This is a genomic window from Agrobacterium sp. 22094, assembly GCF_052046015.1.
GTDB lineage: Bacteria > Pseudomonadota > Alphaproteobacteria > Rhizobiales > Rhizobiaceae > Agrobacterium > Agrobacterium cavarae.
In genome coordinates, this window is the sequence record NZ_JBQEPX010000001.1 from 1,474,978 (window position 1) to 1,493,636 (window position 18,659).

20 protein-coding genes are annotated in these 18,659 nt (G+C 58.7%); 9 read left to right on the forward strand and 11 right to left on the reverse strand.

All coding sequences use genetic code 11. The annotated features are described in order from the left end of the window. Positions 1-3 precede the first annotated feature (3 nt). From pdxA to ACTJK5_RS07105, 3 genes are all read left to right on the forward strand, one after another. Complete coding sequence (gene pdxA, locus ACTJK5_RS07095) at positions 4-1,020, forward strand: 4-hydroxythreonine-4-phosphate dehydrogenase PdxA (protein WP_440612574.1); 1,017 nt, start codon at positions 4-6, stop codon at positions 1,018-1,020. Next, positions 1,020-1,850 carry a 16S rRNA (adenine(1518)-N(6)/adenine(1519)-N(6))-dimethyltransferase RsmA gene (gene rsmA / locus ACTJK5_RS07100; protein WP_440612072.1) on the forward strand — a complete coding sequence of 277 codons (831 nt, stop codon included), beginning with the start codon at positions 1,020-1,022 and terminating at the stop codon, positions 1,848-1,850. The genes pdxA and rsmA overlap by 1 nt, the downstream gene beginning before the upstream one ends. Positions 1,851-1,972: 122 nt before the next feature. Continuing rightward, complete coding sequence (locus ACTJK5_RS07105) at positions 1,973-2,536, forward strand: alpha/beta hydrolase (protein ID WP_440612073.1); 564 nt, start codon at positions 1,973-1,975, stop codon at positions 2,534-2,536. Here the strand turns inward: ACTJK5_RS07105 and gmk are convergent, their stop codons facing one another. The 7 genes from gmk to fabD all read right to left on the reverse strand — a co-directional run bounded on the left by gmk (position 2,537) and on the right by fabD (position 9,435). Further along, positions 2,537-3,199, reverse strand: coding sequence for a guanylate kinase (gene gmk / locus ACTJK5_RS07110; protein ID WP_062425619.1), 663 nt, complete (start codon positions 3,197-3,199; stop codon positions 2,537-2,539). 5 nt (positions 3,200-3,204) lie between these two features. After that, positions 3,205-4,092 (reverse strand): YicC/YloC family endoribonuclease, encoded by an 888-nt coding sequence (locus ACTJK5_RS07115; RefSeq protein WP_274103756.1) that lies wholly within the window; start codon positions 4,090-4,092, stop codon positions 3,205-3,207. A gap of 54 nt (positions 4,093-4,146) precedes the next feature. Next, positions 4,147-5,364 (reverse strand): endolytic transglycosylase MltG, encoded by a 1,218-nt coding sequence (mltG, locus tag ACTJK5_RS07120; RefSeq protein WP_062425621.1) that lies wholly within the window; start codon positions 5,362-5,364, stop codon positions 4,147-4,149. A gap of 309 nt (positions 5,365-5,673) precedes the next feature. Continuing rightward, positions 5,674-6,936 (reverse strand): beta-ketoacyl-ACP synthase II, encoded by a 1,263-nt coding sequence (fabF, locus tag ACTJK5_RS07125; protein WP_062425622.1) that lies wholly within the window; start codon positions 6,934-6,936, stop codon positions 5,674-5,676. 165 nt (positions 6,937-7,101) lie between these two features. Continuing rightward, on the reverse strand, positions 7,102-7,338 hold the full coding sequence (locus ACTJK5_RS07130; protein WP_027675866.1) for an acyl carrier protein: 237 nt from the start codon (positions 7,336-7,338) through the stop codon (positions 7,102-7,104). Positions 7,339-7,721: 383 nt separating this feature from the next. Beyond that, positions 7,722-8,459 carry a 3-oxoacyl-[acyl-carrier-protein] reductase gene (gene fabG / locus ACTJK5_RS07135; protein ID WP_440612074.1) on the reverse strand — a complete coding sequence of 246 codons (738 nt, stop codon included), beginning with the start codon at positions 8,457-8,459 and terminating at the stop codon, positions 7,722-7,724. A gap of 31 nt (positions 8,460-8,490) precedes the next feature. Then, entirely contained in the window at positions 8,491-9,435 is a 945-nt protein-coding gene (gene fabD / locus ACTJK5_RS07140; RefSeq protein ID WP_440612075.1) for an ACP S-malonyltransferase, read from the reverse strand. 226 nt (positions 9,436-9,661) lie between these two features. Between fabD and ACTJK5_RS07145 the strand changes: the two genes are divergently transcribed. The 5 genes from ACTJK5_RS07145 to rplI all read left to right on the forward strand — a co-directional run bounded on the left by ACTJK5_RS07145 (position 9,662) and on the right by rplI (position 13,449). Beyond that, positions 9,662-10,705: an aldo/keto reductase gene (locus ACTJK5_RS07145; RefSeq protein WP_440612076.1), complete on the forward strand. Its 1,044-nt coding sequence runs from the start codon at positions 9,662-9,664 to the stop codon at positions 10,703-10,705. 288 nt (positions 10,706-10,993) lie between these two features. After that, the gene (gene rpsF / locus ACTJK5_RS07150; protein ID WP_062425625.1) at positions 10,994-11,431 is read left to right on the forward strand and encodes a 30S ribosomal protein S6; all 438 of its coding nucleotides are present in this window, start codon (positions 10,994-10,996) and stop codon (positions 11,429-11,431) included. 11 nt (positions 11,432-11,442) lie between these two features. Further along, complete coding sequence (gene rpsR, locus ACTJK5_RS07155) at positions 11,443-11,691, forward strand: 30S ribosomal protein S18 (protein WP_003502063.1); 249 nt, start codon at positions 11,443-11,445, stop codon at positions 11,689-11,691. A gap of 189 nt (positions 11,692-11,880) precedes the next feature. Further along, positions 11,881-12,858, forward strand: coding sequence for a DUF2232 domain-containing protein (locus ACTJK5_RS07160; protein WP_312805040.1), 978 nt, complete (start codon positions 11,881-11,883; stop codon positions 12,856-12,858). Between the two features lie 15 nt (positions 12,859-12,873). Beyond that, positions 12,874-13,449 (forward strand): 50S ribosomal protein L9, encoded by a 576-nt coding sequence (gene rplI / locus ACTJK5_RS07165; RefSeq protein WP_062425627.1) that lies wholly within the window; start codon positions 12,874-12,876, stop codon positions 13,447-13,449. Positions 13,450-13,525: 76 nt separating this feature from the next. Here rplI and ACTJK5_RS07170 read toward each other — a convergent pair whose 3' ends face one another. After that, entirely contained in the window at positions 13,526-14,449 is a 924-nt protein-coding gene (locus ACTJK5_RS07170) for an EamA family transporter (protein WP_112359600.1), read from the reverse strand. Between the two features lie 317 nt (positions 14,450-14,766). Between ACTJK5_RS07170 and ACTJK5_RS07175 the strand changes: the two genes are divergently transcribed. Further along, entirely contained in the window at positions 14,767-15,279 is a 513-nt protein-coding gene (locus tag ACTJK5_RS07175) for an ArsR/SmtB family transcription factor (RefSeq protein WP_440612610.1), read from the forward strand. A 69-nt stretch (positions 15,280-15,348) separates the two neighbouring features. Here the strand turns inward: ACTJK5_RS07175 and ACTJK5_RS07180 are convergent, their stop codons facing one another. From ACTJK5_RS07180 to ACTJK5_RS07190, 3 genes are read right to left on the reverse strand one after another with little or no spacing between them, the layout of a single operon-like run. Then, a complete protein-coding gene (locus tag ACTJK5_RS07180) occupies positions 15,349-16,416 on the reverse strand; it encodes an HlyD family secretion protein (RefSeq protein ID WP_112359598.1) in 1,068 nt (355 codons plus the stop codon). Positions 16,417-16,434: 18 nt separating this feature from the next. Continuing rightward, the gene (locus tag ACTJK5_RS07185) at positions 16,435-18,141 is read right to left on the reverse strand and encodes an MFS transporter (protein ID WP_425532532.1); all 1,707 of its coding nucleotides are present in this window, start codon (positions 18,139-18,141) and stop codon (positions 16,435-16,437) included. Further along, positions 18,138-18,593 (reverse strand): MarR family winged helix-turn-helix transcriptional regulator, encoded by a 456-nt coding sequence (locus tag ACTJK5_RS07190; RefSeq protein ID WP_062437939.1) that lies wholly within the window; start codon positions 18,591-18,593, stop codon positions 18,138-18,140. Before ACTJK5_RS07190 ends, ACTJK5_RS07185 begins: the two co-directional genes overlap by 4 nt. Positions 18,594-18,659: the final 66 nt, after the last annotated feature.

An 18,659-nucleotide genomic window follows, 5' to 3' on the forward strand; every position in this document is an offset into this window, starting at 1 on the left:
GTCGTGACGTCGCTTGAACTGCCTCTCGCTTTGACACAGGGCGATCCCGCCGGCATCGGTCCCGATATCGCGCTTGCAGCCTGGGCAAGACGTGATGAACTCAGTGTTCCGCCATTTCTCTTCGTCGGTGATCCAGACGTGCTGACGAGCCGGGCAAATATTCTTGACATTCCGGTCAACATCGTCACCTGCGAGGCTGAAGAAGCAGTTTCTGCATTCACCACCGGCCTGCCCGTTTTGCCTGTTCCTGTCGGTTTTGACGTACAGGCAGGCCAACCTCATGTCGGCACAGCCATCTCCACCATCAAGGCCATCGAGACCGCTGTCTCGTTGACGATGGCGAGAAAGGCGGCTGCCGTCGTTACCAATCCGATCGCCAAAGCCGTGCTTTACGAAGCCGGCTTCGGCTTCCCCGGCCACACAGAATTCCTTGCGGATCTCGCGCTCAAGCACACAGGCCAGGCAGCGCGACCGGTCATGATGATCGCCGGGCCAAAGCTGCGTGTCGTGCCTGTGACGATCCACATTCCCATCAAGGATGTGGCATCTGCTCTGACGGAGGAGCTCATCATCGATACATGCCGGATCGTTGCCAACGACCTGAAGAGCAAGTTCGGCATGGATGCGCCAAGACTGGCAGTCGCTGGGCTAAACCCACATGCGGGCGAAGACGGTGCGATCGGCACGGAAGATCGCGATATCATCCATCCGGCGACCATGCAGTTGCGCAAGGATGGCATCGACGCATTCGGCCCTCTGCCGGCCGACACCATGTTCCATGATGCCGCGCGCAAGCGTTATGACGTTGCGATCTGCATGTATCACGATCAGGGCCTGATTCCGGCTAAGGCACTCGGCTTCGATGACTCGGTCAATGTGACGCTCGGCCTGCCCTTCATCCGCACGTCACCCGATCATGGCACCGCCTTCGGTATTGCCGGACAGGGTATCGCCAACTGCTCAAGCCTTGTGGCGGCGTTGAAAATGGCGGCCGACATCGCTGTACGGCAGGTTTTCTGATGGCAGCAATCGATGGTCTTCCGCCGCTGCGCGACGTCATCCAGCGCCACGGCCTTGATGCGAAGAAGTCGCTCGGTCAGAACTTCCTTTTCGACCTTAATCTGACGCAGAAGATTGCGCGGACCGCCGGTCCTCTGGACGGCGTTACGGTCTTTGAGGTCGGGCCTGGTCCAGGTGGCTTGACCCGGGCCATTCTCTCGCTTGGCGCAAAGAAGGTGATTGCCGTAGAGCGAGACAGCCGCTGTCTTCCGGCACTGGCGGAAATTGCCGATCATTATCCCGGACGGCTGGACGTGATCGAAGGCGACGCGCTCAAGACCGATTTCGAGGCCCTTGTTCCCAAGGGCGAACCGGTCCGCATTATCGCCAACCTCCCCTATAATGTCGGCACCCAGCTTCTGGTCAACTGGCTTCTGCCGAAGGAGTGGCCACCATTCTGGCTCTCCATGACGCTGATGTTCCAGAAGGAAGTCGGACAGCGCATTGTTGCCGAAGAAGGCGATAACCACTATGGCCGCCTGGGTGTGCTCACGGGCTGGCGCACCGTGCCGGAAATGGCTTTCGACGTGCCGCCACAAGCCTTCAGCCCACCCCCGAAAGTCACCTCGACCGTCGTGCATCTCCTGCCCAAGGAAAAGCCGCTGGCCTGCGATGTTGAGAAGCTTGAGAAGGTCACGGAGGCCGCTTTCGGCCAACGCCGCAAGATGCTGCGCCAGAGCGTGAAAAGCATCGGCGGAGAAGCCCTGCTTGAAAAGGTGGGCATCGACCCAACGAGACGCGCCGAGACGCTGTCGGTCGAAGAGTTCGTGCGGCTGGCGAACAGCTTGTAATCCTGCTACGGGCATTACCAAGCAGACATTGATCTTGTTTTAGACCCTGCCGAGAGGGCCGCCATGAACGATGCCGGTTTCCAATATGAGCTTGCTCTCCCATCAGGAACCGCAACTGCGTCGTGGTGCTTCTCCATGGGTCAGGACGGGATGAGAACGACCTCCTGGCCTTCGGCCGGGCGGTGTTTCCCAATGCCGTTCTTTATACCCTGCGCGGCGCCGTATCCTGGGAAAATGGTTATGCATTTTTCCGCAGAAAGCCCGACCGGCAAATCGACGTGGATGATCTGAAAGCGCAGGCGACTAGGCTCTGCATGTTCATGGATTTTGTCATCCGTCAGACAGGCGAGATGCCGTTTCTCGTCGGCTATTCAAATGGTGCGATCATGGCGGCTGAGGTGCTGTGCCAGAATGGCAGCCTGGCGCGGGGAGCCATCCTCTTGCGGCCGCTCTCGCCTAGAAGACATGAAGAACTTCCTAGCCTCTCCGGCTTTCCCGTCCTACTGCTTACAGCGAGGCAAGATGAAAGGCGGGCGGAGAACGACGCGCGTGATCTGGCCGACCAGTTCACTAGTGCTGGCGCGGATGTTCGTCTCGAAATGCTCGAGGGTGGTCACGGCTGGGCGGAAGACGCAGCCGATGAGAAGCTGTCGCGTCAGTGGCTGGCAACCAAAGAACCGGGCTGATTAAAGCTGCGGCTCTTCCTCCAACAATCCCCTGACGAAATCGAACATACCGTGGCGACGGTTGCGGCGGACACGTTCGGCCTTGACGATGGCTTCGACAGCCGAAAAGGCGGCCTGGAGATCGTCATTGAGGATCACATAGTCATAGTCGCGCCAATGCTCGATCTCGGCGCGGGAATTGGCAAGGCGTGTGCGGATCACCTCTTCGGTGTCTTCGGCGCGGCGATGCAGGCGCGACTGCAGTTCGGTCATGGTCGGCGGCAAAATGAAGATCGACACCACATCTGCCTGCATCTTGTCCTGAAGCTGTTCTGCGCCCTGCCAATCGATATCGAAGAGCATGTCGCGACCTTCAGACATGGCCTGCTCAACCGGCGCGCGCGGCGTTCCGTAGAAATTGCCGTGTACTTCCGCCCATTCCAGCAGTTGATCGCTGTCTCGCAACACCTCGAATTCACGCTTGGTGATGAAGTGATAATGAATGCCTTCGATCTCGCTCTGCCGGCGCTGGCGCGTCGTGACACTCACCGACAGGCTGATATTCTTGTCCCGATCCAGCAGGTTTCTGGCGATGGTGGACTTGCCCGCACCCGATGGCGAAGACATGACCAGCATCAACCCTCTGCGGGCGATATGAACGGGGGAGCTATCTGCTGGTACCATGGAGCCTACTCCAGATTTTGAACCTGTTCGCGGAATTGGTCGATCACGACTTTCAATTCGATACCAGCAGCGGTTACAGCACTGGCATTGGATTTGGAACAGATCGTATTCGACTCCCGGTTAAATTCCTGTGCAAGAAAATCGAGCTTGCGCCCGACAGGCCCGCCGGTGGCGAGAAGTTCACGCGCCGCTGACACATGCGAGGTCAGCCGGTCAATCTCCTCGCGCAGATCCGCCTTGGTGGCCAGCAATGCGGCTTCCGCATAAAGGCGCTCGCGATCAAGACCTCCATTGCCATCGCCGATCAAGGCGATCTGCGCTTCCAGCCTCGCCCGGATGTGCTCCGGCTGGCGGGAGGGATCGGCTTCGATGATAGATGTCAGCTGTTCGATACGGTCGATATGGGTGGAAAGCAGCGTGTAGAGCGATGCACCTTCCCTTTCACGCATGGCTTTCAACGAAGCGACGGCCGCGGAGAATCCGTCGACGATATCGGCGTTGCGGGCAGCTTGCGCATCTTCCGTTTCCTCTGGCTCGCGAAACTCAACGAGACCGCGCACCGACAGCAACGTATCAAAGCTGAGCGGCGCGTCGCTGACCGCATTTCCCAGTTCCTGCTTCAAGGCAAGGACCGCATCCAGCGCGTCACGGTTGACGACGGCCTCAAGCTTGGTCTCTGATGCAGAGACCGAGAGCCCGGCCTGAATGTTACCGCGCGACAGGCTTTTCGATGCGATGTCACGCAGCGCCGTCTCGAGTGCCTCCATGCCCGATGGCAGGCGCAGCCTTAGATCCAGCCCCTTGCCATTGACGGAGCGCAACTCCCAGGCCCAGCGATATCGTCCGGAGGAGCCTTCGCTGCGCGCGAAGCCCGTCATGGATTGCAATGTCATTCGAATGTCCCCCAGGGGCTTGAGTGCGGCCACGCAGCCGCAGCCATCCCTCTATTAATTCGCCGGTTTCTCTGCCTGATTGCCGCCTGGCTGACCGTCGACAACGGTTTCGGAGTTTCCGCCGCTAGCAGCCTTTTCGGCTTCGATCTTTCTCCAGCGGCGGACATTGGCGTTGTGCTCGTCCAGCGTCTTGGCAAAGACGTGGCCGCCGGTGCCATCGGCTACAAAGTAGAGATCGTCTGTCCGCCAGGGATTGGCCGTTGCCTCAAGCGCTGCCCGACCGGGATTGGCGATCGGGTGCGGCGGCAGGCCGCGGATGATATAGGTGTTGAACGGCGTCTCTTTTTGCAGATCCGACTGATAGATCGGCCGGTCGGATGGTTTGCCCTCACCACCGAACAGACCGTAGATGATCGTCGGGTCGGATTGCAGACGCATGTTCTTCTTCATCCGGTTATAGAAGACGGAAGCAACATGGCCGCGCTCATCATCCTTGCCGGTTTCCTTTTCAACGATAGAAGCGAGTGTGACGAATTCCTCGACGGTCTTCAGCGGCAGGTCCGGGTCGCGCCGCTGCCACAGCATGTCGACGAGCTTTGTCTGGGCCGCGCGCATCTGGCGCACGATTTCTTCCCGCTTGGTGCCGCGGGTAAAGGGGTAGGTGTCCGGACGCAGGCTGCCTTCCGGTGGCAATTCGGTCGGAAGATCACCTTCGAGCACAGGGTCGGATTCAAGGCGCGCGAACATCTGTTTGACCGTCAGGCCTTCCGGGAAAGCAACTGTGTAGAGGATCGACTTGCCCGATTCCAGCAAGGACAGAATATCCTTCATCGATGCATGGGCCTTGATCTCATATTCGCCAGGCTTCGGCGTCTGACCGGCTTCCATGTAACGATCTGCCATCAGGCGGAAGATGCGTCCGTTGGAAATGGCGTCGCTTCGCTCCAGCGTATTGGCAATCTCCGCCAGACCGGCGCCATTGCGCACCGTGATGGTGGTGTTGGTCGGCAACGGGCCAGGCTCATGAAACGAGTGGATCATGTAGTAGAAGCCCGCGATACCCACCACGGTGACGGCCACGATCAGCGTCATCAAAAAATTCAGGAAGATCACTGTCTGGCTGTGGGCCTTGCGCGAGCGCTTCGGCGGCTCAGGCACTTTTTCAGGTCTCAGAGCCTCGGTCGGCGATTTAGGAATGATCGGTCCACCCTTGCTCTCATAGGAGCTGTCGCGGTCGTAGGGCGGCTGATTGTTCTCTCTGTTATCGCTCACCGGCGGTCCTTTTCAGTTCGGCATTACAACGGCTTATTTGAGCAGGCAATGCGGCAAAAACAGGTTCGGCAGGCTATTCTGCACTCTCAACCGGTGGAGGAATCAAACACATCTTCGTTGACGAAGCGAGGTTCCTCCACCGTTCCAGTTCATCGAAAACGGACGCGCTCGCATCCTTGGTTTCGAAGAGCTGGCAGATCAGGCAATCCCGGCATCTCGCCGGGAAAGCTGAAAACGTTCTGATCGATTCTTGGAAGGGCGGCAAGTGGCCGCCCCATGCTGACAGACTTAGAGGGTCAGTCCAGACACTCAGCCTTCGTAACGGCGCAGGACCAGAGATGCATTCGTGCCGCCAAATCCGAAGGAGTTCGAAAGCGCCACATTGACGTCGCGCTTGCGCGCCTTGTGCGGCACCAGATCGATCGCGGTCTCGACATCGGGATTGTCGAGATTGAGCGTCGGCGGGACGATGTTGTCGCGGATGGCGAGCGTCGCGAAGATCGCTTCGATCGCGCCTGCTGCACCGAGAAGATGGCCTGTCGCCGACTTGGTGGACGACATGGAAATCTTTGAGGCAGAGTCACCCACCAGACGCTCGACCGCGCCAAGCTCGATCGTGTCGGCCATGGTGGAGGTGCCGTGGGCGTTGATGTAGTCGATGTCGGCTGGCGTCAGGCCGGCACGCTTGAGCGCCATGGCCATGCAGCGATAGGCACCTTCGCCGTCCTCGGAAGGAGCGGTGATGTGGTATGCATCGCCGGAGAGGCCATAGCCGACGACTTCGGCATAGATCTTTGCGCCACGTGCCTTTGCATGTTCCAGCTCTTCGAGAACGACAATGCCGGCGCCCTCGCCCATCACGAAACCGTCACGGTCGCGGTCATAGGGGCGCGATGCCTTCTGCGGATCATCATTGTGCTGGGTGGACAGCGCCTTGCAGGCGGCAAAGCCAGCGAGCGAAATACGGCAAACGGGCGATTCAGCACCACCTGCAACCATCACATCGGCGTCGCCAAGCGCGATCAAACGGGAAGCATCACCAATGGCGTGCGCACCGGTGGAGCATGCCGTGACGACCGAATGGTTCGGGCCGCGCAGCTTGTGCCTGATGGACACCTGGCCGGAAACGAGATTGATCAGACGACCGGGAATGAAAAAGGGCGAGACGCGGCGCGGGCCTTTATCGCGAAGCGTGTAGCCTGCTTCCACGATGCCTTCGAGGCCACCGATACCGGAGCCGATCAGCACACCGGTCATGATCTGGTCTTCGTCAGTTGCAGGATGCCAGTTGGCGTCGTTCAGCGCCATCTCGGCGGCGGCCATGCCATAGATGATGAAGGGATCGACCTTGCGCTGTTCCTTCGGCTCCATCCAGTCATCGGCATTGAAGGTGCCATCGGTGCCGTCACCGACAGGAATGCGGCAGGCAATTTTCGCGGGCAGATCTTCGACTTCGAATTCCGTGACGAGACGGGCGCCATTCTGACCGGCCAAAAGCCGCTCCCAGGTCACTTCCGTTCCACAGCCAAGGGGAGATACCATGCCGGTACCCGTGATAACGACACGTCTCAAAGTCAATTGTGCGCCCTCATAGTCCAATCATAGGTGTTTGGTATATGTCATCTTGCGTGCGACAAGCTTCATCCGGCCCAAAGAGACCGCATGATAAAATATTGGCCCGGACAGGCCGGGCCACATCGGGAAGGCTTTTAGGCCTTCCCTTGATCCATTCAAAGATTAGGCCTGAGCCTTTTCGATGAACTTGACAGCGTCGCCAACAGTCAGGATCGAGTCAGCTGCGTCGTCTGGAATTTCAACGCCGAATTCTTCTTCGAACGCCATAACCAGTTCAACGGTGTCGAGCGAGTCAGCGCCCAGGTCGTCGATGAAGCTTGCGCCTTCAACGACTTTGTCGGCGTCAACGCCAAGATGATCAACTACAATTTTCTTTACGCGTTCTGCGATATCGCTCATGTCGGTTTCCTCGACCTTTACTTTGAAAGGAATGCCCCTTCAGGCACCCTGCCCTGTTAAAACCCCCAAGCGCCCCATTAAGGCAGGCACCGTGGGCAAACCCGTTCAACCCGGTCAAGCTAACATCGTCGCAAGAAATCGCAACGGTCGCCTGTCACTCCGGGACGACTGTTCACAGTCTTCGCCCGCTTAACATGCTTTCCTGCGGGAAAAAAGCCTTAAAATAGCGCTAACACACGCGCTCTACAGGCAATTTTCTTTTCGATACATGTCAGAAGTCGAAGTGTGCAAGCGCCACCACAGCAAGATGCAAGGCGCTTTCACCTGTTGGATCGTCCAATCACCCCTCACGAAAATCGCAGCGGATTTTCATGCAGGATGGATCAGATCATGGCCATGCCGCCATTTACGTGCAGAGTCTGACCGGTCATGTAACCGGCCTCGTTAGAGGCAAGATAAAGCACGGCAGAAGCGATTTCAGCGCCCGTACCCATACGCTTCATCGGGATCGCTCCCATGATGCCTTCCTTCTGCTTGTCGTTCAGCTTGCCGGTCATCGCGCTTTCGATGAAGCCCGGTGCCACACAGTTGACGGTCACGTTGCGCACAGCGATTTCCTGCGCGAGCGACTTGGAAAAGCCGATCATGCCGGCCTTGGAGGCACAGTAATTCGTCTGGCCCGCATTGCCGGTGACGCCGACGATGGAGGTGATGTTGATGATGCGGCCGAAACGGCGGCGCATCATCGGGTGGGTCAGCTCACGTGTCAGGCGGAACATGGACGTCAGATTGACCTCGAGAACATTGTCCCAGTCCTCATCGCTCATGCGAACGAAAAGACCATCCTTGGTGATGCCGGCATTGTTGACGAGGATGTCGACGCCTTCGAGTTCGGCTTCGGCCTTCTCGCCAAGTGCCTTTACCTCTGCGCGGTCAGCGAGGTTGGCCGGGAAAATCTTGACGCGCTCGCCAAGCTCGGAGGCCAATGCCTCGAGCTTTTCGACGCGGGTGCCGTGAAGGCCAACGGTTGCGCCCTGCGCGTGGAGCATACGGGCGATCTCTTCGCCGATGCCGCCGGTCGCGCCGGTAACGAGAGCCTTGCGGCCAGTCAGATCAAACATGCTGTTCGTCCTTTTATTTTTTCTCTTGAACTCAGCCGAGAAGCGTCTGAAGTGCGGCTTCGATATCCGCAGGGGAATTGACGGCAACGCCGTTGACGGTCTTGTCGATGCGGCGAGCGAGACCCGTCAGAACCTTGCCGGAGCCGATCTCGTAAAGTGTCGTCACATCATTTGCGGCAAACCACTCGACCGTTTCGCGCCAGCGAACCTGGCCTGTCACCTGCTCGACCAGCAGCGCGGCAATCTCCTCGGCATCCGACACAGGTGCTGCGCGCACATTGGCGACAACCGGAACGACCGGATTGTTCTTCTGGACCGAAGCCAGCGCTTCGCGCATCGCCTCTGCGGCAGGCGCCATCAGGGCCGAATGGAATGGTGCGGAGACCGGCAGCATGATGGCGCGCTTGGCGCCCTTCTCCGAGGCAAGGGCTGCTGCCTTTTCCACCGGTGCCTTCGCGCCGGAAATGACCAACTGGCCGCCGCCATTGTCATTGGCAATCTGGCAGACGCCGCCGCTCGCCGCTTCGGCGCAAATGGCCTCCACATCGCCATGCTCAAGGCCGATGATCGCCGCCATGGCGCCCTGACCTACGGGAACGGCAGCCTGCATGGCATTGCCACGGATGCGCAAAAGACGGGCGGTATCGGCCAGCGAGAAGGTACCAGCTGCACAAAGCGCCGAATATTCGCCAAGCGAATGGCCGGCAACATAGGACACTTTTTCAGCGAGCTTCAGGCCACGCGCTTCCAGGACGCGCATCACGGCGACGGAAACCGCCATCAGCGCCGGCTGTGCATTGGCGGTCAGCGTCAGCGTCTCTTCCGGACCATTCCACATGATGTCGGACAGTTTCTGGCCCAGCGCTTCATCGACTTCCTCGAAAACGGCGCGGGCTTCTGCAAAATTCTCCGCCAGATCCTTGCCCATGCCGACAGCCTGGCTGCCCTGACCGGGAAATGTGAATGCGATAGCCATGGAATGCGGTCCTTCTTTTTGGGCCTGTTCTCGGGCCTTCCCTTCCATTGTGGGGCTTTCCATTCACATTCCAGCCCGCAAAGTCAAGGCTTTGCGCCGCTTGCGACGCCTTTGCCACCTGTTTCGCCGTCCTCTTCCACAGAGATTGAGACGGAATGTTTTTTCTTGCGCTGCGGCAATTCCGCATTACTTTCTGCCCACCTTCCAAGCAAAACGAGACATTTCCATGAAACAGAACACGTTGGGACGCACGGGCATTTCCGTGTCGGAAATCTGCCTTGGCACGATGACATGGGGCACGCAGAACACCGAGGCCGAGGCCCATGAGCAGATGGACTACGCACTCGAGAACGGCGTGAACTTCTTCGACACAGCCGAGCTCTACCCGACGACGCCGGTCTCTGCCGAAACCCAAGGGCGCACGGAAGACTATATCGGGACATGGTTCGAGAAGACCGGCAAGCGCAGCGACGTGGTTCTTGCCACCAAGGTTGCCGGCTCCGGCCGCGACTACATTCGCGGTGGGCGCGATATCGATGCCGCAGCCATTCGCGAAGCGGTCGACACCAGCCTCAATCGCCTGAAGACCGATTACATCGACCTCTACCAGATCCACTGGCCGAACCGCGGCACCTATCATTTCCGAGGGGCCTGGAGCTTCGATGCGTCCAAGCAGAACAAGGAAAAGACGCTCGAAGAATTCAACGAGAAGCTCGAAACACTGGGCGAGTTGGTAAAGGTCGGAAAGATCCGCGCCATCGGTCTTTCCAATGAAAGCGCCTGGGGCACGCAGAAATATATCGATATCGCGGAAGCCAAGGGGCTCCCACGCGTCGCCTCCATTCAAAACGAGTACAATCTTCTCTATCGCAGCTTCGACCTCGATCTTGCCGAAGTGGCCCACCACGAAGATGTCGGCCTGCTTGCCTATTCGCCGCTCGCGGGTGGCATCCTCACCGGCAAGTATCAGAACGGTGCGCGCCCGGAAGGATCGCGCGGGTCGATCAATCACGACATCGGCGGACGGCTTCAGCCTCTGCAGGAAGCGCCGGTGAAGGCCTATCTGGAACTTGCCTATGAGGCTGGTATCGATCCTGCCCAGCTCGCGATTGCCTTTTGCCTTACGCGCCCCTTCATGGCATCCGTCATTATCGGTGCAACGACGATGGAGCAGTTGAAGACGGATATCGCCGCGGCCGATGTCACACTCTCCGACGAGGTGCTGAAGGGCATAGCCGATATCCATCGTCAGTACCCGATGGCAATCTGATCGAGGCCCTTAAACCAGGCTTTTTCGGGCAGCGCGCTTGCATTCGCAGCAAAATTCAGTATAAGCGCGCTGTTCACAACACCCGGTCTTATGGCTGGTGGCTGAACGGAGGGCTGGTTTCGGTCTCGAAACAGCAGGAACCATAAGGTTTTTCCGGCCTCCCGTGTCTCCGCTCTCGACCGTCTCGAACAACGCTTTTCTTGCCTCCGGTTTTCCGATCAAGAGCAGTCGTTGAGGCTTAGCGCCGTTGCCGGGTGATGAATGAAACGCAAGAAAGGCAAAGCTTAAATGGCTCTTTACGAACACATCTTCCTTGCCCGGCAGGATATCACTGCCCAGCAGGTCGACGCACTTGTCGAACAGTACAAGGGCGTTATCGAATCGTTCGGCGGTAAAGTCGGACGCATCGAGAACTGGGGTCTGAAGTCCCTCACCTACCGCATCAAGAAGAACCGCAAGGCTCACTACGCTCTGATGGACATCGACGCTCCGGCGGCTGCTATCCACGAAATCGAGCGCCAGATGCGCATCAACGAAGACGTTCTTCGTTACATGACCATCGCTGTGGAAGCTCACGAAGAAGGCCCATCTGCCATGTTGCAGAAGCGCGACCGTGACGACCGCCCACGCCGCGACGGCGACCGTCCTGACCGTGGCGACCGTGGTCCCCGTGATGGCGCACCGCGCGAAGACCGTCCGCGCCGTCCGCGCGAAGACCGTGCATAAGGAGAAACATAATGGCTGACGCATCCTCTTCCCAGGCACGCCGCCCCTTCCACCGCCGTCGCAAGACGTGCCCCTTCTCCGGCGCAAACGCTCCGAAGATCGACTACAAGGACGTTCGTCTCCTGCAGCGCTACATTTCCGAGCGCGGCAAGATCGTTCCTTCGCGCATCACCGCCGTTTCTCAGAAGAAGCAGCGCGAACTCGCTCAGGCGATCAAGCGTGCACGCTTCCTCGGCCTGCTGCCTTACGTTGTAGCGTAATTTGCCTTTCGAGGTCGCGGTTTCACGCGACCTCGTTCTTCCTCTCGAAGCAGCCAACTCTCAGTCAGCCTCTTCAAGAGCTCCAATTCCTTCCGCGTTGGGCGCGGATCGACTGACACCAAACCCCATGTTGGGGACGACGTTCAAACGAACGGTCCTCTAACTGCTAAGACAAGCAGGACAGCGACGTTGAGACAATTGAACCAGACAGTGCTGATCGCCGGCATTCTTGCCGGCATATGCGCCGCGTTTCTAACGCTTGGCGCAACGGCACAGTCGTCGATGTCCTTCCTTCTCTATGCGGCTTCCGCCATGCCGGTCCTCGTTGCCGGTCTCGGCTGGGGCAATGCCGCGGCCATCGTCGCCGTTCTCTCCGCAGGCTTCCTCGGCGCCCTTGCCGTCTCCCCGCTTTTTGCCGTGACGATCGCGATCTTTACACTGATCCCGGCTGGCTGGCTGTCTCACCTCGCAAACCTCGCGCGGCCTGCCGCTGAAATCGGCGGCCCGGAAGACCTGATGGCCTGGTACCCGCTGTCCGGCATCGTTCTGCATCTTTGCGGCCTGATCACGGTCTCGGTCATCATTCTCGGCGCGATGATCGGCTATGGTCCTGAACTCGTTTCGCAAATGGTCGACCTGATGATGGCCTCGGTCCAGGCAAGCGAATCGACCTTCAAGCCAGATCCGGCAGCCCTTTCGCAAACAAAGTCGCTTCTGGTTCTGATGCTGCCGATGATCCAGGGCGGCCTCTGGGTTATGCTTTTGTTTGCGGCCTACTATTTCGCAAGTCGCATGGTGCGCTCCTTCGGCAAGGGTCTTCGCCCGCGCGAAGATATCGCAGCCGCACTTCGCATGCATCGCAACGCGATCTTCATTTTCCTTGGAGGCATCGTCCTGACTTTCTTTGGCGGTGTTCCCGCCATGGTCGGTGCGGTTCTCTGCGGTACATTCGGCGCGGGATTCATCATGGCGGGTTACGCCTCGCTGCATCACCGTTCAAAGGGCAAGGACTGGCGGCTGCCGGTTCTCATCCTCGCATACCTTTCAGCGATCTTCATGTTTCCGCTGTTCCTCATCCTCCTCCTGGGTCTCAGCGACGTGCGCAGCACGATCTCTCTGACACCTGCGCGGAACTCCGATAAATCGAACGAAACCAACTCCAAATAAGAAAGGATCAAGAAGATGGAAGTCATTCTTCTCGAGCGTATCGCAAAGCTTGGCCAGATGGGCGAAACCGTAAAGGTTCGCGACGGCTACGCACGTAACTTCCTGCTGCCGCAGGGCAAGGCACTGCGCGCCAACGCTGCCAACAAGACCCGTTTTGAAACCGAGCGCGCAACGCTCGAAGCCCGTAACCTCGAGCGCAAGTCCGAAGCCCAGAAGGTTGCCGACGCACTCGAAGGCAAGAGCTTCATCGTTGTTCGTTCCGCTGGCGAAACCGGTCAGCTCTACGGTTCTGTTGCTGCCCGTGACGTCGTTGAAATCCTCGGCGCTGAAGGCTTCAACGTTGGCCGTAACCAGGTCGAACTCAACACGCCGATCAAGACCATTGGTCTGCACAACGTCACGCTTCACCTGCACTCGGAAGTCGAGCTTCAGGTTGAACTGAACGTTGCCCGTTCGGCGGAAGAAGCTGAGCGTCAGGCCAAGGGTGAAAACCTCACCTCCGCTGACGCCATCTACGGCGTTGACGAAGATGCACTTCGTCCGGAAGACTTCTTCGATCCGGAAGCTGACCGCGACGGCGACGACGACTAATATCTTGAGGCCTTTTGGCTCAAAGACAAAACCCCGGATGGCGACATCCGGGGTTTTTGTTTGGGCGTTGCGAAAACTATTCGCCCGTGGCTTTCGCCGCTGTCCTTACTCTGGTCGGCATCCGTGACGGCAGCGTCATGGCGATGACGCCAGCCAGAATACACACGAGCCCGATCATCGTGCTCACCTGCAGTTGCTCACCAAGGAAAACCACGCCGATCGCCACGCCCACGGGCACGCGCACATAGGCCTGCGCCGTCGTTCCGAGAGATCCAAGCGTGCGGACGAGGCGGAAGTAGATGGTAAAAGCGAGCGCGGTGGAGAATATCGAGAGCCCGATCAGGGCCGCAATCGAACGCGTTGAGGGTGCAAGCTCCCATGGGCGGTCTACCACCAGGCTGACAGGAATGAGAATGATCGCCCCGCAGATCAGCGAGGCTGCAGCGGGGATCATCGAATCGATGCCCTTGAAGTTCTTCCCGAAAATTGCCGCGCCTGCATAGAATGCGGTGGCAAGAATGACAGCCATTTGTGCCAGCACCACATCGCCCAGACCATTCAGCGCCTGAACGCCGATCATGACCACGGTTCCGATAAGACCGATCATGACGCCGAAGAGCTTCCGGCCATTCACCACCTCATGCCGGGTGATGATCGCCGTCAGCAGAAAGGTGAAGACCGGCGTCAGCGAGTTGAGAATGACTGCAAGCCCGGCATCGATGTAATGCTCTGCCCAGGCGATCAGCGTGAATGGAAGGACGCTGTTCAGCACCGCCTGGATGGCAAACATCTTCCACAGCGCTGGATCCTTCGGCAGCCGCAAGCCTCGCCAGAGAATGATGACGGTGAGGATGCTGCCGGCTATCGCGGTGCGAGCCGCAATCAGCGTCAGCGGCGGGATCGTCTCTATGCCGATCTTGATGAAAGTGTAGGAACTGCCCCACAGGCACCCCAGCAACACAAGCAGGGCAAGTTCGGGCAGCAGCTTTTTGTCGGTCATTCTGTCAGTCTCTCCGTCGAAGCGATCCCTCTTTATAGAGTTGCGCTGCGATGGGAAGCTTCGGTATCGGCCGAACAATGGCCCGCTGACGAAGGCGTGCTCGGATGATAGTGTTTCTCCCATGACCGGTATCGCCTCCCCCAACACCATTGCCGCCATCGCCAACCTGATTGGCGATACCACGCGCGCAAACATGCTCTGCGCCCTTATGGGTGGGCAAGCGCTGACAGCAGGTGAGTTGTCCCGGGGTGCGGGTGTAACACCGCAGACAGGCAGCGAGCATCTGGCGAAAATGGTGGACCAATCTGCTGACGACTGTGAAACAAGGCCGCCATCGCTACTACCGGCTTGCGTCTGCACAGGTTGCCCATGGTATCGATGCGCTGATGTCGATTGCCGCAGCCGGGCCGAAACGGCATCATCCCGTCGGGCCGAAGGAAAAGGACATGCGGCTTGCCCGCAGTTGCTACGACCACATTGCAGGCCGGCTCGCGGTGGTAATGGCCGACAGTCTCAGCGGCAGGGGACACATTCTGCTTTCCGACGAAGGTGCACTGGTGACGGAACAGGGCAAGGCCTTCCTGGTGGATTTCGGCATCGATCTCAACGATGGCACCCGGTCGAAGCGACCGCTTTGCCGCACGTGCCTGGACTGGAGCGAGAGACGGCACCACATTGCGGGACACGTCGGTACTGCACTTTTTCAGCGCACGCTTGAACTTGGTTGGGTGACGCGCCGGACCGATAGCCGCGCATTGAGGATCACGCCTGCCGGCGAAAAAGGGTTTCGAGACATCTTCTGCCTGCCCGCTGAGTGGCGGGAAGGCTGAGCGGACGCGACCAGATCAACAACATAAAGCCCTCCAACTCTCGATTTGAGATGAAAGGCTTGCCGAAGACTACTTGGCCGCCGTTTGTTCAGCTACCGGCGGCTTGCTCGTATCGACGCGCACCACCACCGACAGTCCGGGAGACAGTTCCGTCGCGGCCGGCTGATCCGGATCGATCGACACGCGTACGCCGATTCTCTGCGCGATCTTGACGAAATTGCCCGTGGCATTGTCCGGCTTGATCACCGCAAATTCTGAACCCGCGGCGGGCGAGAAACGCTCGACCCTGCCCTTCAATTTGCGATGATGCAGCGCATCGACAGAAATCGAGACAGGCTGCCCTACCTCCATGCCCGCAAGCTGGGTTTCCTTGAAATTGGCAACGACCCAGACCTCATGCGGCACGACCGCCATCAATTGGCTGCCAGCGGCGACATATTGGCCGACACGCGCGCCAACCTCGCCCAGTTCGCCATCGCGCGGCGCCTTGATCTCCGTATTTTGCAGATCGATCCGGGCGAGTTCAACTGCGGCTTGCGCATTGGCGACGGCGGCCTGAAGCGAGCTGCGGTTGACGATGATGGTCTGTAAATCCTGACGCGCGACCTCGAGTGCTGCCTTGGCCTGCGACAGCCCGGCACGGGACTTTTCGAGATTGGCTTGCGCTTCTTCCTGAAGACTTGAAGTGCCGACACCGCTACGGATCAGGTTGTCCTGACGGTCGGCAGCAAGCTGCGCCTGTTTCAAGGACGCTTCGGCACTATCCACCGCGGCCTGGCTGGACGCGATATTGGCGCGGGCAGCGTTTTCCTGCTGGCGGGAATTATCCGAGGCTGCCGTCTGGCCGGCGAGTGTGGCTTCGGCCTGGGCCAGTCTTTGGCGGAAGATGCGGTCATCGATCTTGACCAGCAGGTCACCCTGCTTGACCTCCTGATAATCCTTGACCGGCACATCCACGACATAGCCGCTGACCTGTGGGCTCATCGTGGTGACGTAACCGCGCACATAGGCATTGTCGGTCATTTCGACATGGCTCGAAAAAGGTGGCAGGCGCCAGGCATAGAGAACCAGCGCGACCCCGGCGATGCCGCCGAGAAGAACGATAAGAGTAACGGGTGTGAAAATCTTTTTTAGCATTTTGGGGTCTCTGAAGGATCAGGATTGGGAAACGGCGGCGGCGCTCTCGCCGCCCGTCATCAATGGTTTGATACGCAGCCACGCCAGGTGAAGGAGCAGCATCACGAGAGCGACGGCGGCGCAGACGGCGATCAGCAGGAATGTGTCGTTGTAAGCCAGGATATAAGCCTCTCTCGACACCTGCTGGGCAAGAAGGGTCACGCCCTCCGCTCGCAGAAGCGTCGGATCGGTCAGCACATGGCTGTAGGCGCCGGAAAGCTGGCTGATGCGCTGCGCGACCTGCGGATTTTGCAGAAGAATGCTCTCCACCAGAATATTGGAGTGGAATTTTTCCCTTAGTGTCACGAAGGAGCCCAGTAGCCCTGTCGTCAACATCGATCCGGTAATCTGGGTGAACAGGAAGATGGTGATGAAATTGACCAGATAGGGCGGGCCTTTCGCCAGTGCGGCACCAAAGCCCTTCGCCATCACCGGCGGCAGGAACATGGCAGCACCGAAGGCGATCATCGCCTGGCTCAGATACATTTGTTCGGGACGCGTCAGGTTCGTCGATGTGCTGTCCATGAAGGCGCCAACCGCTATACAGGACAGCGCGATAACGTGCGCAGTCTCGACATATTTCGTCAGCATCAGCAAAGCACAGGTCGCGCCGCCAAGGACGGTTGCCAGAATGATGAGACCGTAAAGGCCCGTGGTCTGGTCATTGAGGATGCCAAGCTGCTGATAGAGGCTGACAGCTGTGGAGGATTGTTCCGACGAGACGGCGCGATAGACCAGCAGGACTGCGATAAGATGCAGATTGGTGCGCGAGAAGATCCAGCGCAGATCGAGCATCGGGTTCTTCCGCGGCAATTCGATCATCGTCATCACGGTCAACAGGGTGATTGAGGTTGCCAGCAGAACGCCAAGCCACCAGGTCTCGAACCACCAGTAAAAACGGCCGAGCGTCAGGAACACGGCAAGGCAGCCAAGTCCACCGGCAAACAGCAGGTAGCTTAAGATATCCAGGCGCTCGATGACCTTGACCCGGGGTGGTGCTGTCAATGGCAGAAGATAGATGATGGGCAGAACCGCAAGCGCTAGACCCACTTCCATGCTGTAGAGCGCGTGCCAGCCATCGATCTGCAAAAGAGGTGGCGAGACGATACGAGCAAGAGGTGCCGCCAGAAGCGTTCCCGTCAGGGCGATGCTGAGGCCTAGAGTGAGCTTACGCTGCACGGGGAAGGCTTCGAGAATATAGAGGAAGCCGAGAGATGACAGAGGTGCGGCCGCCATGCCGCTGACGAAGCGCACGACGATGGCGGAGTGCAAATCCGTGACGAAGAGATTGAGACAGGAGGCTAGGACGAAAGCGATGATGCTGATTTCCGCGAACGGCCGCAGGCCATATTGCTGGCGCACCTTGAAGAGCGCGATCGAGAAGGTGGCATAAGGCGCCATATAGGCGGCCGACAACCCCGCGACCTCCGCCACCGTACCGGAAAACTCGCCCTGCAGCTGATACAGATTGGCCATGACGATGTTCATGCCCATGCCCTGGGTGATGAAGAAGGCAAGACCGGCAGCGATATACATCAGCTTTTCGCGAAGCGGCTTTTCCGCAGGCTGCGCTGGCGGCACCGGTGCAGCGTCCTCCGGCGCAGGTGCTATCGCTACCGGCGAAGCGGCTTGCTCGCCTGCTTCATCCAAAGGCGCGTCGCGCGTGCTCGTTATGGCAGTGCTCACGGCGTCACCTCTTCTTCCGAGAGTTTCTGTAGATTGCCCGTCAGGCGTCTTACCACGTTGAGCGCCACGCGGATCTCATCGGTCGAGATATCCAGCGCGATCTCGGCTCGCATGGCTTTTGCCTGCGCATCCACATCTTCGAATGTCTGCAGTCCGGCGGGTGTCATGTGAATTCGTTTCGCCCTCCGGTCGATCTCATCAGAACGCCGTTCGATGAGCTTTTGTTTCTCCATGGCATCCAATAGCCGCACGAGCGTCGGCGTTTCGATTTCCAACTCCTCGGCAAGCTCCTTTTGCGTCAACGAACCCCTTCTCGACAGCGCAAACAATGTTCGCGCACGCGCCAGCGTCAAGCCTTTCTCAGCAACGCGGGCGTCGAAGAACGAGCGGAGCTTGCGATTGAAGGCCGCCATCTCATCGAAAAGCTGTTCTTTCTCGGTAATGCGGGACAACGTAATTAGACCTTATAATTAGGTAGCTACTTATTTTGTTCCTATCTATTTTGATCCTTGCTAAAT